The sequence below is a fragment of the Streptomyces sp. NPDC002574 genome (genome assembly GCF_042889545.1).
Taxonomy (GTDB): Bacteria; Actinomycetota; Actinomycetes; order Streptomycetales; family Streptomycetaceae; genus Actinacidiphila.
The window spans coordinates 472324-490698 of record NZ_JBIARB010000003.1 but is presented as its reverse complement, the minus strand read 5'-3'; the positions used below and the strand labels follow the sequence as shown (position 1 = coordinate 490698).

The 18375-nt window shown below is 71.5% G+C and carries 15 protein-coding genes; 12 read left to right on the top strand and 3 right to left on the bottom strand.

The window, feature by feature from the left end; genetic code table 11:
- Positions 1-11 precede the first annotated feature (11 nt).
- The 3 genes from gltX to ACFYXS_RS09065 form a co-directional block, all read right to left on the bottom strand.
- Positions 12-1496, bottom strand: coding sequence for a glutamate--tRNA ligase (gltX, locus tag ACFYXS_RS09075; protein ID WP_389245482.1), 1485 nt, complete (start codon positions 1494-1496; stop codon positions 12-14).
- Positions 1489-2280, bottom strand: a complete 792-nt coding sequence (locus ACFYXS_RS09070) for a fumarylacetoacetate hydrolase family protein (protein WP_319659772.1) — start codon at positions 2278-2280, stop codon at positions 1489-1491. The genes gltX and ACFYXS_RS09070 overlap by 8 nt, the downstream gene beginning before the upstream one ends.
- An 85-nt stretch (positions 2281-2365) precedes the next feature.
- Positions 2366-2566 carry a hypothetical protein gene (locus ACFYXS_RS09065; RefSeq protein ID WP_319659773.1) on the bottom strand — a complete coding sequence of 67 codons (201 nt, stop codon included), beginning with the start codon at positions 2564-2566 and terminating at the stop codon, positions 2366-2368.
- Positions 2567-3130: 564 nt separating this feature from the next.
- On the opposite strand from ACFYXS_RS09065, the gene ACFYXS_RS09060 reads away from it, so the two are divergent.
- From ACFYXS_RS09060 to ACFYXS_RS09005, 12 genes are all read left to right on the top strand, one after another.
- Entirely contained in the window at positions 3131-6637 is a 3507-nt protein-coding gene (locus tag ACFYXS_RS09060) for a nitrate- and nitrite sensing domain-containing protein (protein WP_389245479.1), read from the top strand.
- A gap of 9 nt (positions 6638-6646) precedes the next feature.
- The gene (locus tag ACFYXS_RS09055) at positions 6647-7060 is read left to right on the top strand and encodes a roadblock/LC7 domain-containing protein (RefSeq protein WP_319660047.1); all 414 of its coding nucleotides are present in this window, start codon (positions 6647-6649) and stop codon (positions 7058-7060) included.
- A 70-nt stretch (positions 7061-7130) separates the two neighbouring features.
- The gene (locus ACFYXS_RS09050) at positions 7131-7538 is read left to right on the top strand and encodes a DUF742 domain-containing protein (protein WP_319659775.1); all 408 of its coding nucleotides are present in this window, start codon (positions 7131-7133) and stop codon (positions 7536-7538) included.
- A complete protein-coding gene (locus ACFYXS_RS09045) occupies positions 7519-8127 on the top strand; it encodes an ATP/GTP-binding protein (RefSeq protein ID WP_319659776.1) in 609 nt (202 codons plus the stop codon). The genes ACFYXS_RS09050 and ACFYXS_RS09045 overlap by 20 nt, the downstream gene beginning before the upstream one ends.
- Positions 8128-8583: 456 nt before the next feature.
- Positions 8584-11685 carry a nitrate- and nitrite sensing domain-containing protein gene (locus tag ACFYXS_RS09040; RefSeq protein ID WP_389245837.1) on the top strand — a complete coding sequence of 1034 codons (3102 nt, stop codon included), beginning with the start codon at positions 8584-8586 and terminating at the stop codon, positions 11683-11685.
- Positions 11686-11694: 9 nt separating this feature from the next.
- Positions 11695-12108, top strand: a complete 414-nt coding sequence (locus tag ACFYXS_RS09035) for a roadblock/LC7 domain-containing protein (protein ID WP_384286824.1) — start codon at positions 11695-11697, stop codon at positions 12106-12108.
- A 71-nt stretch (positions 12109-12179) separates the two neighbouring features.
- Entirely contained in the window at positions 12180-12743 is a 564-nt protein-coding gene (locus ACFYXS_RS09030) for a DUF742 domain-containing protein (RefSeq protein ID WP_389245476.1), read from the top strand.
- On the top strand, positions 12724-13302 hold the full coding sequence (locus ACFYXS_RS09025) for an ATP/GTP-binding protein (RefSeq protein WP_360911084.1): 579 nt from the start codon (positions 12724-12726) through the stop codon (positions 13300-13302). Before ACFYXS_RS09030 ends, ACFYXS_RS09025 begins: the two co-directional genes overlap by 20 nt.
- A gap of 156 nt (positions 13303-13458) precedes the next feature.
- Positions 13459-15177 (top strand): nucleic acid/nucleotide deaminase domain-containing protein, encoded by a 1719-nt coding sequence (locus ACFYXS_RS09020; protein WP_389245473.1) that lies wholly within the window; start codon positions 13459-13461, stop codon positions 15175-15177.
- Between the two features lie 60 nt (positions 15178-15237).
- Entirely contained in the window at positions 15238-15816 is a 579-nt protein-coding gene (locus ACFYXS_RS09015) for an SUKH-4 family immunity protein (protein WP_389245471.1), read from the top strand.
- Positions 15813-16610: a nucleic acid/nucleotide deaminase domain-containing protein gene (locus ACFYXS_RS09010; protein WP_389245469.1), complete on the top strand. Its 798-nt coding sequence runs from the start codon at positions 15813-15815 to the stop codon at positions 16608-16610. The genes ACFYXS_RS09015 and ACFYXS_RS09010 overlap by 4 nt, the downstream gene beginning before the upstream one ends.
- Positions 16607-18265 carry a hypothetical protein gene (locus ACFYXS_RS09005; RefSeq protein WP_389245467.1) on the top strand — a complete coding sequence of 553 codons (1659 nt, stop codon included), beginning with the start codon at positions 16607-16609 and terminating at the stop codon, positions 18263-18265. Before ACFYXS_RS09010 ends, ACFYXS_RS09005 begins: the two co-directional genes overlap by 4 nt.
- Positions 18266-18375: the final 110 nt, after the last annotated feature.

Below are 18375 nucleotides of genomic sequence, written 5' to 3'. Positions count from 1 at the left end.
CGTGCCTTGTGTCAGCCGGCGAGCTTCGCCAGCGCGGCGTCGACGCGGGCCAGGGTGCGGTCGCGGCCGAGCACTTCGAGGGACTCGAAGAGCGGCAGGCCGACGGTGCGGCCGGTGACCGCGACCCGGACCGGCGCCTGGGCCTTGCCGAGCTTGAGGCCGTGCGTCTCACCGGCGGCGAGGACGGCGGCCTTGAGGGCCTCGGCGTTCCAGTCGGCGGCGGCGAGGTTCTCCCGGGCGGTGGTGAGGAGCGCGGCGGCGGCCGCGGGGTCCTTCATCGCCTTGGCCCAGGACGCCTCGTCCGTCACCGGTGCGTCGAGGAAGAGGAAGTCGACGTTCTCGGTGATCTCGGAGAGCACGGTCAGACGCGTCTGGGCGTGCGGCGCGACCGCCTCGAAGGCCGCCTGGTCGAACGCCTCGGGCGCCCAGGGGGCGTGCGGGGCCTTGAGCCACGGGCCGCACGCCTCGGCGAACGTCTTCACGTCCAGCAGGCGGATGTGGTCGGCGTTGATCGACTCGGCCTTCTTCAGGTCGAAGCGCGCCGGGTTGGCGTTGACGGCGTCGATGTCGAAGGCGGCCACCATCTCCTCGACCGAGAAGACGTCGCGGTCGGCGGAGAGCGACCAGCCGAGCAGCGACAGGTAGTTCAGCAGGCCCTCGGGGAGGAAGCCGCGCTCCCGGTAGAGGTTGAGGGAGGACTGCGGGTCGCGCTTGGAGAGCTTCTTGTTGCCCTCGCCCATGACGTACGGCAGGTGACCGAACTGCGGGGTCGTGCCGTTGCCGACGCCGAGTTCGGCCAGCGCCTTGTAGAGCGCGATCTGTCGCGGGGTGGAGGACAGCAGGTCCTCGCCGCGCAGCACGTGGGTGATCTCCATCAGCGCGTCGTCGACCGGGTTGACCAGGGTGTAGAGCGGGGCGCCGTTGGCCCGGACGATGCCGTAGTCGGGCACGTTCTCCGGGGTGAAGGTGAGCTCGCCGCGCACCAGGTCGGTGAAGGTGATCGCCTCGTCGGGCATGCGGAAGCGGACGATGGGCTCACGGCCCTCGCGCTCGTACGCCTCGATCCGCTCGGCGGACAGGTCGCGGCAGTGGCCGTCGTAGCCGGACGGGCGGCCGGCGGCGCGGGCGGCGTCGCGGCGCTCGTCGAGCTCCTCGGTGGTGCAGTAGCACTTGTAGGCGTGACCGGACTCCAGGAGCCTGGCGGCGACGTCCCGGTAGATGTCCATGCGCTGCGACTGGCGGTACGGCGCGTGCGGGCCGCCGACCTCGGGGCCCTCGTCCCAGTCGAAGCCGAGCCAGCGCATGGCCTCCAGCAGCTGCTGGTACGACTCCTCGGAGTCGCGGGCGGCGTCGGTGTCCTCGATGCGGAAGACGAGGGTGCCCTGGTGGTGCCGGGCGAACGCCCAGTTGAACAGGGCGGTGCGGACCAGGCCCACGTGGGGGTTGCCGGTCGGCGACGGGCAGAAACGGACGCGTACGGGTGCTGCGCTAGTCACGCTTGATCACCTTGTTGGTGAGAGTGCCGATGCCTTCGATGGTGACGGCGACCTCGTCGCCGACATGGAGCGGTCCGACACCGGCCGGAGTGCCGGTCAGGACGACGTCGCCGGGGAGCAGGGTCATCGCCTCGGAGATGTGGACGATCAGGTCCTCGATGGAGCGGATCATCTGACTGGTGCGCCCGGCCTGGCGCAGTTCGCCGTTGACGGTCGCGGTCACCGCGAGGTCACCGGCGGCCGCGAGGTCGAGACCGGTCTCGATCCAGGGGCCGATGGGGCACGAGGAGTCGAAGCCCTTGGCGCGGGCCCACTGCTTCTCGGCCTTCTGGGCGTCGCGGGCGGTGACGTCGTTGGCGCAGGTGTAGCCGAGGATCACGTCCTGGACCCGTTCGCGCGGGACCTCGCGGCACAGCCGGCCGATCACCACGGCGAGCTCGGCCTCGTAGTGCACCTCCTGGGAGAAGGAGGGGTAGGCGATCGGGTCGCCGGGGCCGATCACCGAGGTGGACGGCTTGAAGAAGGCGACCGGCACCTCCGGGACCTCGTTGCCCAGTTCCGCGGCGTGCTCGGCGTAGTTGCGGCCGATGCCGACGACCTTGCTGGGCAGCACGGGCGGCAGCAGCCGCACCTTGCTCAGCGGCACCTTGGTGCCGGAGCGCTCGTACTCGGCGAACGGGATGCCCTTGATGATGTCGAGGACGAGTCCGTCCGGGACGGACTCGTCGCCCTCGACGACGCCGAAGGCGACATTGCCGTCGATGGAGAACCTGGCGATGCGCACGGGAAGCAGCTCACCTCACTGGCCGGAGACTGACGCTCCAGGTTATCCCGGGGGTGCTGCGCGCTCCGTCCGGCGAGCCGGGGGCTCAGTCGGCGGGCTGGTTCTCCAGGTTCTTCAGGACGGTGCGGCGCGGGTTGGCGGTCTGCCGCGGCAGGATGACGACGGGGGCCTCGCCCTCGACGGCCGGTGCGACCTCGGTGGTCCGCGTGTCCTCGGCGTCCGTGAGGTGCGCGAGGGTGGTGCGACGCGGATTGGCTATGGGTCGCATGATCATGGTCGTCTTCATGGGGCGGTCAGAACCTCGTGGAGTCCGGGCGCCCGGGGGCGCAGCTTGACGTAGTACACCGTCGTGTCAAACGTCAATCTATCTGGCGGGCATTCCCCTTTCCGGGTGACCGACACGGGCAGTCCCCTGTGATTTTGCTCACCAAGTAGTCCACAAGAAGGGCGAATCGGACGGTCCGTCGATGCCCGCGAACCCGACATCACGGATGATCCACGCCATTTGCACCCGCCGGCCGGCGGTGGGCTCGTGCAGGCAGAGGCCCATGAGCCCCCGGAGGCGCCCGAATTGACCACCCCCGCCCGAATGCGGCCGGACACCGCGTGACGCGCCCGGTGCGCTGAGTCACGTATTCCACTCGATACCCGACGGGCCTTGTTGGAGGTCCGGCACTGTGCTGGAATTCCCCGGACCGCCGTATCAACAGATGCCGGCGCGCAAGGGGGAGCGTGCGATCGCCGAGCGGCGGCGGCTAACGGGTACCTGCCGGGGAGGGCGGGACTCCACAAACTCGACACCGTCCTGCCGCCCGCGCGGGGGACGCCTGGTCCAGAGGTTGCGACGCTAGTGCAGGGACGTTTCAAGAGGGATGGCGGCGCTGCGGGCGACCCGGAACAGCGTGGTGGGGCCGACACCGGCCCCATCCGCCGGGAGGACACCGCAGACGTCGGAACCGCGGGCGCGGAGAGCGGCGCCACGCCGGAGAGCGGTGTGCGCTCAGGCCCCAAACACGGCTCCCGAATAGCCATGCGCAACTGGCGCATCAGCACTCGTCTGGTGTCGCTGCTCGCGCTACCGGTGGTCGCCGCGACCACCCTGGGTGCCCTGCGCATCCAGAGCTCGCTGGAGAACGTGAAGCAGCTGGACGCGATGACGTCCCTGACCGACCTCACGGAGCAGGCGACCAAGCTCGCCGCCGCGCTCCAGAACGAGCGGGACGTCTCCGCCGGTCCGCTGTCCAGCACCCCCCGGGACGAGAACGACGACGACATCGTCGCCGCCCAGCAGAACACCAAGCTGGCCCGCCAGGCGTTCAGCCAGGCGGAGGAGGGCATCGACCCCGACCTCACGGGTGTCAACGCCTCGCTGCAGGCGATCCACCGCCAGCTCGGCACCCTGCAGGCGATCCGCGAGCGCGCTTACGACCAAAGCGGTTTCGTCTCCTCGACGGTCAGTGAGTACGACGGACTCATCCAGTCGCTGATCGACCTCTCCCAGGAGATGGCCGAGGCGACCGGTAACACCGAGATGATCGCCAGTACCCGCGCGCTGGCCGCGTTCTCCGCCGCCAAGGAGTACGAGTCCATCCAGCGCGCCGTGGTCAGTGCCGCGCTCGCCGACGACAAGAAGCTCAGCTCCAACGACTTCCGGTTCATGGGTGGTGCTCTTCGTTCGGAGCGCACCGCGCTGGAGCAGTTCCGGCAGATCTACGGCCGGCAGAAGTCCGAGGACCTGCTCGGCGGTCTCGAGCACGGCAACGCCGCGATCACCCAGCACGACCAGCAGGCCGCCCGTATCGCGGCCTCAGAAGAAGGCATCGCAAACTTCGACGGCTCCTACCTCGACTGGGACGACGCCGCGAAGACCAAGCTCGACACCATGAAGGCCATCGAGCAGCACCTGCTCGAGGAGATGCAGCAGCAGGCCCTGACGCTGCGCAACCAGGCCCAGCAAGAGGCGATCATCAGCGGTGCGCTGATCCTCCTCGTGCTCGGCATCTCGGTCGTCGGCGCCTTCGTCGTCGCCCGCTCCATGGTCCGCTCGCTGCGCCGCCTTCAGGACACCGCGCAGGAAGTCGCCCAGAAGCGGCTGCCCGAGCTGGTCAAGCAGCTCTCGGAGTCCGACCCGCAGGACGTGGACACCTCGGTCGAGTCGATCGGCATCCACACCCGCGACGAAATCGGCCAGGTGGCCCGCGCGTTCGACGAGGTCCACCGCGAGGCGGTCCGTCTCGCCGCCGAGCAGGCGCTGCTGCGAGGGAACGTCAACGCGATGTTCACCAACCTCTCGCGCCGCAGCCAGGGCCTGATCCAGCGTCAGCTGAGCCTGATCTCCGAACTGGAGTCCCGCGAGGCCGACCCGGACCAGCTGTCCAGCCTCTTCAAGCTCGACCACCTCGCGACCCGTATGCGCCGGAACGGCGAAAACCTCCTCGTCCTCGCGGGCGAGGAGCCCGGCCGCCGCTGGACCCGTCCGGTCCCGCTGGTCGACGTTCTGCGCGCCGCGGCCTCCGAGGTGGAGCAGTACGAGCGCATCGAGCTCACCTCGGTGCCGGCGGTGGAAGTCACCGGCCGCGTCGTCAACGACCTCGTCCACCTGCTCGCAGAGCTGCTGGAGAACGCGACCTCGTTCTCCTCCCCGCAGACCAAGGTCCGGGTCACCGGTCACGCGCTGCCCGACGGCCGTGTGCTGATCGAGATCCACGACACCGGCATCGGCCTCTCCCCGGAGGACCTGGCCGACATCAACGAGCGGCTCGCCAACCCGCCGACGGTGGACGTCTCCGTCTCCCGCCGCATGGGTCTGTTCGTGGTCGGCCGCCTGTCCCTGCGACACGGCATCCGCATCCAGCTGCGTCCGTCCGACTCGGGCGGCACCACGGCGCTCGTCATGCTCCCGGTCGACGTCACCCAGGGCGGCGCCAAGCCGCAGCCCGGTGCCGCCGGCAACCGCGGTCAGCAGCCCGGCGTTCCCGGTGCGGGCGGTCCGGGCGGCGCGGTGGGCGCCGGTGCGGCGGCCGCCGGTGTCGGCCGCGCGCCGCAGCGCGGCCAGGTTCCCGGTTCCGCTCCGCGTCCGGCCCTCAACTCGGGCCCGGCGGGCCCGGGTCAGGCTCCGCAGGGCGGTCGTCCCGGTGCCCCCGCGGCCCCGCAGCGTTCCGGCCCGAGCTGGGCGAACGAGCAGCAGGGCCAGGGCGGTCAGAACCGTCCGCAGCGCCACGCCAGCCCGCAGCAGCAACCGCAGGCCCCGCAGTACCCGCAGCAGCCGGCCGCACCGCAGCCGGTCGGCGCGGCTCCCGGCGGCCCGGCGGCGGACATGCCCCGCGGGCACGAGGACCTGGAGACCACGGCGCAGTTCGAGCGCCCGGACTTCAACACGATCCCGCACACGTCGCCGCAGCGCGGCACCATGGGTTCCGCCTTCGGCCGGCAGCAGCAGCAACCGCAGCAGCAGTACCAGCAGGAGCAGCAGCAACCGCAGCAGCAGTACCAGCAGGAACAGCAGCTGCCGCAACAGCAGCCGCAGTACCAGCAGGAGCAGCCGCCCCAGCAGCAGACCGGCACCTACACCCGCAGTGACGTCTTCCAGCGTCCGACGGGACCGCAGGCCCAGATGCCCCAGGCGCCGATGGCGCAGGCACCCATGCCTCCGGCCCCGCAGGCCCAGCGCCACCGCGGCCCGGCCGCCGGTCAGCAGCAGCGACCCGGCGAGCAGCGGCATCCGCTGCCGGCCGCGTCCGAGCCGATGGCCCTGCCGCCGGCCCCGGTCCGCCCGGACGAGACCAGCCCGATCTTCGACTCCCTCGAGTCGGACTGGTTCCGCACCGGCCGTGCCGAGCGCATGCAGCAGGTGCACGTCGAGCGCGGCCCGGTGGCCCCGCAGCAGAACGGCAGCGGTCCGCTCTCCGGCGGCGCCCCGAGCCGTCCGCCGCAGCGCCCGCACCAGCCCGCCCCGCAGCAGCACCCCCAGCAGCCGCAGCAACCGCCGCAGCCGCAGCGGGTCCGCGCCGAGCAGCCGCAGACCCAGCAGGCCCCGCCGCCGCCCCGTCGTGAGCCCGCCGCCTGGCGCAGCTCGCCCAACGACGAGGTGTGGCAGCGGGCCGGCCAGGTCCGCGAGCCCTCCGCCGGCGGGGTCACCCCCTCCGGCCTGCCCCGCCGGGTGCCGCGCGCGAACCTCGTGCCCGGCTCCGGCACGACCCAGCAAGCCCCCCAAGGTGGTCCGCAGGTTTCCCGGGCCCCTGACGACGTGCGCGGACGCCTGACCAACCTCCGGCGCGGTATTCAACAAGGCCGCCAGGCCGGTACGGGCACGACCGACGGTCGCGGCTTTGGCACCACTCACCAGCAGGAGCGTTAGTTGAGCCAGATGAGCCAGGCGGCACAGAATCTGAACTGGTTGATCACCAACTTCGTGGACAACACCCCCGGGGTGTCCCACACGGTGGTGGTCTCCGCCGACGGCCTGCTGCTGGCGATGTCCGAGGGTTTCCCCCGTGACCGCGCCGATCAGCTGGCGGCCGTGGCCTCCGGTCTGACCTCGCTGACCGCGGGTGCGTCCCGCATCTTCGAGGGCGGCAACGTCAATCAGACGGTGGTGGAGATGGAGCGCGGCTTCCTCCTCCTGATGACGATCTCGGACGGATCCTCGCTGTGCGTTCTGGCGCACCCCGAGTGCGACATCGGCCTCGTCGGCTACGAGATGGCCCTGCTCGTCGACCGAGCCGGCGCCGTCCTCACGCCCGACCTGCGCGCAGAACTCCAAGGCAGTCTGATGGGCTGAGCTCACGCGAGCCCGGCCAACACCGCCCTATGACAAGAGAACCGCGTCCGCTCTTATCCGGAGGACCTTCATGACACCGCCGCCTGCCTCGCCCGGCCCGTACGGCGCGCCCCACCATGCGCCGTACGGGGGCGAAGGCGACCAGCCGCTGGTGCGGCCGTACGCCATGACCGGTGGTCGCACCCGGCCGCGTTACCAGCTCGCCATCGAGGCGCTGGTGAGCACCACTGCCGAGCCGGGTGCCTACCAGGGGATGCTCCCCGAACACCAGCGCATCTGCCACCTGTGCCTGGAGATCAAGTCGGTCGCCGAGATCTCCGCACTGCTGGCGATTCCGCTGGGGGTGGCCCGGATCCTGGTGGCCGACCTGGCTGAGGCCGGGATGGTCGCCATCCACCAGCCGAGCAGCGGCGAGGCCGGCGGACAGCCTGATGTGACACTGCTCGAAAGGGTGCTCAGTGGACTTCGCAAGCTCTAGGCCGGGGCAGCAGGCGGCGTACGGTGCGCCGCCCGCGGCCCGTGCCACCACCTCGGCGAAGATCGTGGTGGCCGGTGGCTTCGGCGTGGGCAAGACCACGTTCGTCGGAGCGGTCTCGGAGATCAACCCGCTCCGCACGGAGGCCGTGATGACCTCCGCGTCCGCGGGCGTCGACGACCTGACCCACGTGGCCGACAAGACCACCACGACCGTGGCGATGGACTTCGGCCGTATCACGCTCGACGACGACCTGATCCTGTACCTGTTCGGTACGCCGGGTCAGGACCGCTTCTGGTTCATGTGGGACGACCTGGTGCGCGGCGCCATCGGCGCGGTCGTGCTCGTGGACACCCGCCGGCTCGCGGACTGCTTCCCGGCCGTGGACTACTTCGAGAACAGCGGCCTGCCGTTCGTCATCGCCCTCAACGGGTTCGACGGGCACCAGCCGTACACGCCCGACGAGGTGCGCGAGGCCCTGCAGATCGGCCCCGAGGCACCCATCATCACCACCGACGCGCGGCACCGCGCGGAGGCGAAGAGCGCGCTCATCACGCTCGTCGAACACGCATTGCTCGCTCGTCTCAAGTAAGCACTCCAGCTTGCCACTTCGGGTACGGACCGGCCGTGTCTTTTGACATGGCCGGTCCTTCTGTTCATAACGTTTCGACCGCGAATCGGAACATCTCGAACACCGCCTGCGCCCGACCGGCTTCACTGCGCATACATCGCCCTGTCGAATTGCCGCCGCTTTACGCTTATGCCCCTTTTAACAAGCGCGTGACCATGGGTTCGGCATCGCCTCCGGAGGTTTGTGGAGCACCCCCATGACGTGCTGGAATTCATCGAAACCCGAGAGTAGGAACGACGCCGCCGGCGTCGTCGCCGAGAGGTTGTTGGTCGAGTGAGGAACACGAGGCGCGCAGAGCCGGGTCCCGCGGACCACCCGCGTGGCAATTTCACCCCGCCCGCGCGATACGGCACGGCGCAGGCCGCGGCCGCCCCCGAGGTCGCCGAACCGGTCGCCGAGTCGGGCAGCCGCTTCGCCATGCGCAACTGGCGGGTGGCCACCCGTCTGAACGTCATCCTCCTCATCCCGGTACTGGTCGCCCTCGTCTTCGGCGGCTTCCGGGTGCAGACGGCCGTACAGACCTGGCAGGACGCCGACGACGCGGTGCGGACCGCGCGGGCCGTCCGGGCCGCGGTGGACTACGCCAACGCCGTGCTGAACGAGCGTGACGTCAGCGTGGTTCCCCTGCTCCAGGGCGACAAGGAGAACAAGACCGTGGTGGCGGCGCGCGGCGCCACCGACCAGGCCGCCGCGGCCTTCGACGCCACGGTGCGCGAACTGCCCGCGGACGAACGCCTCGAACGCCGTGTGGCGAACATCCGCGAGGGCGAGAAGGTCCTGGCGAAGCTGCGCGAGACCGCCTTCACCCGGCAGCTGCCCGGCGTGCAGACCGAGGAGAAGTACGTCGAGGTCCAGCACCCGCTGATGGAGCTGGCGAACGAACTCGGCTTCGGCACCAGCAGCGTCGCCTCCTACGGGCGCACGCTGTACGCCATCGAGCTCGCCAAGGCCGCCGAGTCGCTGACCCGTTCCATCGGCACCCACCTGCTGGTCGAGGACCGCTCCAAGCTGGCCCCCGAGGAGCTGAAGACGCAGCTCACCTCCTTCGCCTCGTACGCGTACCTCCAGCAGGTCGCCGAGGAGGAGTACAAGGGCGGCGGCACCGCGGCCGACTACCAGCGGCTCCAGGACGAGCAGGCCGCGGCGCTGCAGAAGGGCAAGGAGCAGGTCACCGCCGCCGCGCAGGCGGCGAAGCAGGCCGGCCAGCCCTTCGTCGTCCCGCCGGACCTGCTGACGATGATCAAGCTGATCGCCTCGGGTCAGGACCCCACGAGCCTGAAGTCGCAGGGCATCACGCCGCAGAGCTGGTTCGGCGCCACGACGCTCGGCTTCGAGGCCTACCAGAACGTCGAGAAGCACCTGTCGGACCAGGCGTTCCAGGACTCCAGCGACATCGCCGACAGCGCCCGCATCGAGGCCATCGTCAACTCGGCCATCGTGCTGGTCGCGCTGATCATCGCCTTCATCGTGGCCGCGATGATGGCCCGCTCCATGAGCAACAGCATGCGCCGCCTGCGCACCTCGGCCTTCGAGGTCGCCGAGCAGCGGCTGCCGGCGCTGGTCGACCAGCTGTCGCGGACCGACCCGGGCAAGATCGACACCCGGGTCGAGCCCATCCCGATCAAGTCCAACGACGAGATCGGCGAGGTCGCCCGCGCCTTCGACCAGATCCACCGCGAGGCCGTACGGCTCGCCGCCGAGCAGGCACTGCTCCGAGGCAACGTCAACGCGATCTTCACCAACCTCTCCCGCCGCAACCAGGGCCTCATCCAGCGCCAGCTGACACTGATCACGGACCTGGAGAACAACGAGGCGGACCCGGACCAGCTGGAGAGCCTCTTCAAGCTGGACCACCTCGCGACCCGTATGCGCCGCAACGGCGAGAACCTCCTGGTCCTCGCCGGCGAGGAGCCGGGCCGCCGCTGGAACCAGCCGGTGCCGCTGGTCGACGTGCTGCGCGCCGCGGCCTCCGAGGTGGAGGCGTACGAGCGCATCGAGCTGGTCGGCATCCCGGAGACGGACATCCACGGCACCGCCGTGACCGACCTCGTGCACCTGCTGGCCGAGCTGCTGGAGAACGCCACCACGTTCTCCTCGCCGCAGACCAGGGTCCGGGTCACCGCGACCCGGCTGCCCGACGGCCGGGTCATGGTCGAGATCCACGACAAGGGCATCGGCCTCACGGCCGAGGACTTCGCGGACATCAACCACAAGCTGGCCGACCCGCCCACGGTCGACGCGTCGATCTCCAAGCGCATGGGCCTGTTCGTGGTCGGCCGCCTCGCCGACCGGCACGGCATCCGCGTGCAGCTGCGTCCCTCGGGCGAGCAGGCGGGCACCACGTCGCTGGTCATGCTCCCCGAGCCCATCACCCACGGTGGCGGTGGCGAGGAGGTCCCGCTGGAGGACGACTTCACGGTGTCCCGGATGATGCCGGAGACCGAGACCGAGTCCTTCGCCGCGTACGGGCCGACCGCCGCCGAGCTCGGCTTCGACGACTCCCGCTACGACCGCGCAGAGGTCCCGGACGACGCCCGTGCGCTGGACCCGGTGGGCCGCTCCCTGATGCGCGGCGAGCGCCGTGCGCAGCTGGAGGCCGCGGCCAACGACCGCGGCGAGCGGCCGATGTTCCGCGACGAGGTCGGCGAGCAGCAGGACTCCTTCGACGGCTTCGAGAACCCGGCCGCCGCGAACGCCCTCCAGCAGGAGGCCTTCCCGGCGAACGGCTACGACACCCAGGCGTTCCCGGAGCAGAACCTCCAGGAGCAGCAGGGCTTCCAGGAGCAGCACGGCTACGACACACAGCCGACGGCCTTCCAGGAGCCCACGTACACCGACGGCGGCTTCCCGTCCGCGGTGCCCGAGTACGACGGCACCCAGGGCGGCTACGCCCAGGACGGCTGGCAGCAGCAGAACGGCTACGCCCAGGACGGGTGGAGCGCGCCGCAGCAGGAGATACCGCAGGCCACGGTCTACCCGGAGGCGTCGGCGGCCGATTCCGCCGCTGCCGCCCCCTTCGAGGCCCCGGACCGCGTAGGCTTCGACGGACCGGGACCGTCCTCAGGCCCGCTGCACACGTCCGTGACGGACGCGGGCCTGCCGCGTCGCGACCGCGGGCGGCAGCAGTCCGGACCGTCGGCCCCGGACCGGTCGGAGCCCCAGCCGGCGAGCGGCTTCCTCACGCAGCCGGCGCCCGCGGCCCCGGCCGGGACGCCGGACACGTCGGCGGAGTCCCCCGACTGGCGTTCCACGAACGACGACAACTGGCAGCGGGCCGAACAGGCCCGCAAGCCCAAGGCCGGCGGGGTCACCCCCTCCGGCCTGCCCCGGCGGGTCCCCAAGGCCAACCTGGTCCCGGGCACCGCACAGCAGACTCCGCAGGGCGGCCCCATGGTCTCCCGAGCACCCGAGGACGTCCGCGGCCGACTGAGCAATCTGCGGCGCGGCGTCCAGCAGGGGCGTACTGCGGGAACTGACACGAACGGCCAGGGCTTCGGCCCCAAGCACCAGGAGCGTTAGTTGAGTCCGATGAGCCAGGCGGCACAGAACCTGAACTGGTTGATCACCAGTTTCGTGGACCAGACCCCAGGGGTCTCCCATACGGTTGTGGTCTCTGCCGACGGCCTGCTGCTGGCGATGTCCGAGGGATTCCCGCGGGACCGCGCGGACCAGCTGGCCGCGGTGGCCTCCGGTCTGACCTCGCTGACCGCGGGGGCCTCGCGGATCTTCGAGGGCGGCAGCGTGAACCAGACCGTCGTGGAGATGGAGCGCGGCTTCCTCTTCATCATGTCCGTCTCGGACGGCTCGTCGCTGGCCGTGCTGGCGCACCCCGAGTGCGACATCGGCCTGGTCGGCTACGAGATGGCCCTGCTGGTGGACCGGGCGGGCAATGTGCTCACCCCCGATCTGCGCGCGGAACTGCAGGGCAGCCTGCTCAACTAACGGACAGGCATGCGAGCGCGTCTGGGGACCCGTAGGGTTCTCGGACGCGCTACCCAGCTGGAGGAGGAACCGTGGCAACGCCCCCAGGCGGAGATCAGTACGGCAATCACCAACAGCAGCCGCCCCTCAAGCGGTTCGATTTCCCCTCGGCGCCCAGCCCGGAGCCACCCCCCGCCTACGGCGGTGGGAACCAGGAACCGGGCGGCAGGCCGTCGCATCGGCAGCCGAGGATCCAGCCGTACGAACCCCCGCAGGCACCGTCGCCGCGCTCGGCCCCGGCCGGACGCAGGTCCCCGTCCGGACTGGTCCGGCCGTACGCGATGACGGGTGGTCGGACCCGGCCGCGCTACCAGCTCGCCCTCGAGGCGCTGGTCAGCACGACCGCGGACCCGTCACAGCTGCGGGGGCAGTTGCCGGAGCACCAGCGGATCTGCATCCTCTGCCGGGAGATCAAGTCGGTCGCGGAGATCTCCGCGCTTCTCTCCATCCCCCTCGGCGTCGCCCGAATCCTCGTCGCCGACCTGGCGGAGGCCGGTCTCGTCGCCATTCACCAGCCCGGTGGCGACGATGCCTCGGGCGGACAGCCAGACGTGACACTGCTCGAAAGGGTGCTCAGTGGACTTCGCAAGCTCTAGCGGTCCAGCTCGCTCAACCACCTCGGCGAAGATCGTGGTGGCGGGCGGCTTCGGCGTGGGCAAGACCACGTTCGTCGGTGCCGTATCGGAGATCAACCCGCTGCGTACCGAAGCCGTGATGACCTCCGCCTCGGCGGGCATCGACGACCTGACCCACGCGCCGGACAAGACCACGACCACCGTGGCGATGGACTTCGGCCGTATCACGCTGGACGAGGACCTGATCCTCTACCTGTTCGGCACCCCGGGTCAGGACCGCTTCTGGTTCATGTGGGACGACCTGGTGCGCGGCGCCATCGGCGCGGTCGTCCTGGTGGACACCCGCCGGCTGGCCGACTGCTTCCCGGCCGTGGACTACTTCGAGAACAGCGGGCTGCCCTTCGTCATCGCCCTCAACGGGTTCGACGGACACCAGCCGTACAACCCGGAGGAAGTCCGGGAGGCGCTGCAGATCGGCCCCGAGGCACCCATCATCACCACCGACGCCCGGCACCGCGGCGAGGCGAAGAGCGCGCTCATCACGCTGGTGGAGCACGCACTGATGGCGCGGCTGCGGTAACAGCGGATCCGCACGACGCGAAAGGCCCCGCACGGCGAGTGCGGGGCCTTCGCGTTTTCGCCGCACCTGTCATGCAACTGCCCAACCCCCCACGGCGTTTGATAGAAGTGGGACGGACGAAGCGCTTCTGCGCGCCCGAGCCGACGGGGGTGGCCCATGGGTGTCGTGCTGCCGGACGAACTGGCGTGGCTCCTCGACCTGATCGGCATCATGTGGCCGAACGTCGACGAGGACGACTACCGTGAAATGGCCTCGGCCCTGCGGGAGTTCGCCGACGACGTGGACCACGGCGGCAACGGCCTGCACGATGCGGTGGCGGGTCTGCTCGGGGCGACCGAGGGTCCCGCCGTCGAGGCCTTCAACGCCCACTGGAACAAGGTCGGTTCCCACCTGGGCAACCTGGCGGACGCCGGACGGCTCGGCGGCACCGCGCTCGACGGGGTCGCCATCGTCATCGAGGGCGCCAAGATCGCGGCCGTGGTCCAGCTCGGCATCCTGGCGGCCGAGGTCATCGCCGCCCAGGCCGCGGCGCCCTTCACCCTGGGCCTGTCCGAACTCGGTGCCGCGGGAGCCACCCAGGCCACCCGGCTCATCGTCAAACGCCTCTTCAAGGAGGCCGCCCAGCAGGCGCTCGACCAGGTCATCGGGCTGGCGACCGGACCGGTGTACGCCGCCCTCGGCAACATGGCCGGCGACCTCGCCATCCAGCTCGGCGCCAACGCGCTCGGCATCCAGCACGGCGTGGACCTCGGCCGTGCCGCCGACGCGGGCAAGGACGGCTTCGAGCAGGGCGTGCAGGACTCCAAGCACCAGGTCACCGGCGGCAAGGACGGCAGCTTCGTACTGGCCAGCGCCGGGGGCGGCGGTGGCGGGGGCGGGAACTCCGGTGGCGGCCCCGGCGGGGGCGGCGGCCAGATCCGGCACGACGAGAGCGCCTACGGCGACTTCGACACCCAGGTCGACAGCCACGGCCAGGACATGAGGTCCCGCGGCGGCGAGCGCGTCCGCCGCGCCCGCGAGCGGCACGGGCGGGTGAAGGGCAAGGGCGGCGAACTCACCCACGCGGCGGAGGAGTTCATCGAGACCCTGGTCAACGGTGTGCAGGACGGCCTGGACAAGGCCACCAAGCACATCACCGGCGACATGCGGGACGGCGTCCGCCGGATGCACAGGAACCACAAGGACAACGACGACCGCACCGCGTCCCAGCTCGAGGGCCTGCACAAGGCCCACTCCATGGAGCAGCTGCGGAACATGGGGGACAAGACACCGGTGTTCCTGGTGGACGACGCCGGGAAGATCCACCAGATATCCCCCGACGGGAAGAAGATCCACGTCGACAGCCTTCCCACGGACAGGAACACCGACGCACCGCTCGACCGTGCCGTCCCCGACCAGGAGGGACCGCGCAAGCACTCCACCGCGGTCGTCTCCGGGGACGACGAACTGTCCCGGGCGACCCAGCTGGCCCGGCACATCCAGAACGACTACAAGGGCAAGAACTACGCGGCGTTCCGCTACAGCGACGGCAACAACGACTTCATCCTGGTCGGCCGGAGCGGGGGCCCGCACTCCGAGCGCGTGCTCGGCGTCCCCCTCATCAACAGCGGTGTGCAGCACCAAGTGGTGGACGGCTACAGCGAGCGCGCCCCCTGCCGGACGCTGAACCGGTACTGCGGTGAATGGCTGCACAAGTACTACCCGGACACCGACATGTCGCACAGCTTCGAGTACGGGGAGAACGCGACATGGGAGACGACCGGCGACAAGGCGAAGGACAACGAAGCCCGCAACGCGGCGCTGCGCGCCTCCCAGTCGGAGGGCAACAAGGAGATGAGGCGTTACCTGAGCCTGCTCCAGAAGGCCGGCCGCTAGCATGAGCCCGCAGCACCGACCGCACCACCGACCTCCCGGATCCGTCGAACAGGAATCACCGTGATCGCCCCCGTGACCCCCGCCCTCCTCGCCGAGGTCTTCGCTCCGGAGCGGATCGTGCGCGTCCCCCTCGACCTGCAAGGAGACCTGCTCGTCCACGAGGACACGGCCCGCTTCCTGGCCGACGTGGGCCTGCCCCGGGCGGAAGGTGTGCTCTTCGAACTCCGCGAGGACCTGGCGGAGGGACTGACCCCGCTGTCCGCGCACCGGGACGTCGGTCGACTGGAGGACTTCGAGGGGTTCACCCCCGGCATGCACCGCTGGCCGCACCTGGGCCGGGCGTTCTCCAGCGACGTGGTGCTCGACGGGACGACCGGCTCGGTCCACGCGATCAACCTCGACACCCGCCGGATCGAGAAGGTCCACACCGACGTCTCCGGCATGGCCTACGGCATGTACCTCCTGGAACGCCGCCGGCCGGACTACGACCCCCCGGACGAGTTCCCGGAGATCGACGACCTGATCGCCGTGGCGGAGGAGATCAGGGAAGCGCTGTCGCAGGTCGACCCGGTTCCCTACGCCGACGGTGACGGCGTCTGGGAGACCGTCCACGACGAGGTCTCCGGGGGGATGTGGTGACGCTCGCCGAACGGCTCCACGGACGGTTCGGCGAGGCCGGGCTGCGCCGGGCCGACGCGCTCCTCCTGCCGCTCCAGGTGGGGCCCTACTTCCGTACCGATCCCGCGGATCCGGTCACCCTCGGCGAGTACGCCGCCTCCGTGGAACGCCGCCTGCGGCAACCGGAGTCCGAGGGATGGACGCGCCTCGGGGACGACCGGGGGTTCGAGATCTGCGCCGACGCCGAGGGCGTCGTCCGCGCGGTGCTGCTCGGGTTCGACGAACCGTCACGGTTCGTCTCCTCCTCGCCGGAGACCTTCGCGGAGGGCCTCCTCGAACTCGACCTCGCGCTGGGCGCGGTGGCCGCGACGGACGAACCGGCCGAGGCCTCGGCGGTCTTCCGGCGGCTGGAGGAGCGGCTGCGCGCGGCGGACGCCGAGGCGTTCGCGGACCGCGAGAGCTGGTGGCCGCTGGTGCTGGACGACATCCGGGACACCGCGAGCGCGCAGTGGTTCGCCGCGATGGAGGTGGTGGACGCGACCGGGGAGAAGAAGATCTTCACTCAGGCGAGCGGCATCTGCCTGCACCCGGAGGAGCGCCTGTGGTCGTCGCTGCAGGCGGCGGGGGTCCAGCCGGAGCAGGTGACCCGGATCCACACGGACCTGGAGGCGTGCTTCATGCCCGGCCACTACTGCTCGATGTGGCTGGGCCGGGTCTTCCCGGACTCGGGGCTCAGCCACACCTTCCCCTACGGCGAGACCGCCGCGTCACGCGCGGAGGGTCTGCGCCGCCTGCGCGAGAGCGCGGAGGCATGACCGTGCCGGAGGGCGCGGGCCGGCCGCCATCGGACGCGGGTCCCGCTCAGGCCCGGCGGGAACTGACCGACTGGGCGGGCGACTCCACCGCCCCGGGGCTCTGCCTGGTCACCGGTGCCCGCGGGACCGGCAAGAGCCGGCTGCTGGCGTGGTACTTCACCGGGACCGCCCCGGATCCCGCGCGACGCGTCCACGCGCTCGTCCCCGCGGCGGGGCTCACGGCGGAGGTCTTCTGCTGGGAACTGGGCCGGCAGCTGGGCTACGGCGCGCTCGGCGCCCCGGACATCCTGCGCAGGATGGACCGCGACACCCGGCCGGTCCTGCTGGCCGTCGCCGATCTGCACCGGGCGGCCGGCACGGCGCCGCAGGAGATCGTCCGCGGCCTGCTGGACCCGCTGGTCTCACTCCCCCATGTGCGGCTGCTGGCGGAGGTGGCCGACAGCGGTGCGCCGGCCTGGTCGCAGCCGTGCCGCGAGGTCGCGCTCACGGGCTCCGGGGACGCGCCCCAACCCGTCGACGCCGCCGCGGAGTCGATACGCATGCTGGCGGCCGTCCCGCTCGGTCCGGCGGGCACGCCCGACTGGGAACAGGCTCCCGACGAGGTCAGGGCCGGCGTGCTGGAGCACGCGCTGGCGGGCGGAACGGCCGCACGCCTCACCGGTGACCCCGGGTTCCTCGTCCACGGACCCGCCCCAGCGATCACCGCCGCGCTGGCCGACCCCCGGACGCCCGCCCCCCGCGGACTGCGGGCGGTGTGGCGGCGGGCGGCCCCCGCGCTGACGGCGCTCGGCCTCACCGGGCCCGAGCGCGCCGCCGTCCTCCACACGGCCGCGCTTTCCGAGGACCCGAAGCTGGCCGCGTATCTCGAACCGCTGGCCCGCCGGCACGCCTGGACCGCCCTGTGGGCCGTCACCGAGCCGGCCGCCGCGCTGGGCCTGGGCGCGGACGGACTGCTGGTGGCCGACCCGGTGGGCCGGCTGTCCGTGCTGGACCCCGCGGCCGGCGCCGTGCGCTCCCGTGTCCCGCTCGACGCGGCCCTGCGGCCCGCGGGCATCGCCGTGGCCGAGGGCGGCGGCCTGCTGCTCCTCGACGCGGACGAGACCCTGCACCCCGCGGGCCCCATGTCCAACGCCCTGTCCCGCGTGGCCGACCTCCACAACACCACCGGTACGCCTCCCACCGCGGTCACCGCCCACGGCCGCCGCGTCGCCGTGGGGGACGCCGACGGCCGTGTGCACGTGTGGGACGCCGCGGCCCATGACCGCGGCCCGGTCACCCGCAGGCTGCACCCCGCGCCCCTCACGGCGGCCGCCCTCGTCCACGCCGGCGGGTCCGGCCTGGCCCTGTGCCTGAGCGGTGGGGCGGACGGCACACTGCGCCTGTGGGAGACGGGCAGCGACCCGATGCCGGAGCCCGTCGACCGGCGGGAGGCCGTCGTGACGGCCCTCGCGGCCGCCGACACGCCCTCCGGGCCCGTCGTGGCCGCCGCCTGGTCCGACGGCGAGGTGCACCTGTGGGACCTGTTCGCGGCGACCCGGCGCGTTCTCACTCCCCCGTTCCGCGCCGCGGCGCTCGCGCTCACCCCCGGGGCCACCCTGTTCGTGGGCGGCGCGGCAGGCGTCGCCGCGTTGGACACGCGTCCGGCGGCCCCGTGACGGCTCCCCCGTAACGACGACGGTGGCGGCGCCCCCCCCCGGGGGGGGGGGCCCCCCCCGGGGGGGGGGGCCCGCGGGGGAGCCGGGGCCCCGGGGGGGGGGGCGGGAAC

Coding starts and splice junctions, on each gene's coding strand:
- ACFYXS_RS09065 (WP_319659773.1), bottom strand. CDS start 2,566: ATGAAGACGACCATGATCATGCGACCCATAGCCAATCCGCGTCGCACC.
- ACFYXS_RS09005 (WP_389245467.1), top strand. CDS start 16,607: ATGACCGTGCCGGAGGGCGCGGGCCGGCCGCCATCGGACGCGGGTCCC.
- ACFYXS_RS09050 (WP_319659775.1), top strand. CDS start 7,131: ATGACACCGCCGCCTGCCTCGCCCGGCCCGTACGGCGCGCCCCACCAT.
- ACFYXS_RS09040 (WP_389245837.1), top strand. CDS start 8,584: ATGCGCAACTGGCGGGTGGCCACCCGTCTGAACGTCATCCTCCTCATC.
- ACFYXS_RS09035 (WP_384286824.1), top strand. CDS start 11,695: ATGAGCCAGGCGGCACAGAACCTGAACTGGTTGATCACCAGTTTCGTG.
- ACFYXS_RS09055 (WP_319660047.1), top strand. CDS start 6,647: ATGAGCCAGGCGGCACAGAATCTGAACTGGTTGATCACCAACTTCGTG.
- ACFYXS_RS09020 (WP_389245473.1), top strand. CDS start 13,459: ATGGGTGTCGTGCTGCCGGACGAACTGGCGTGGCTCCTCGACCTGATC.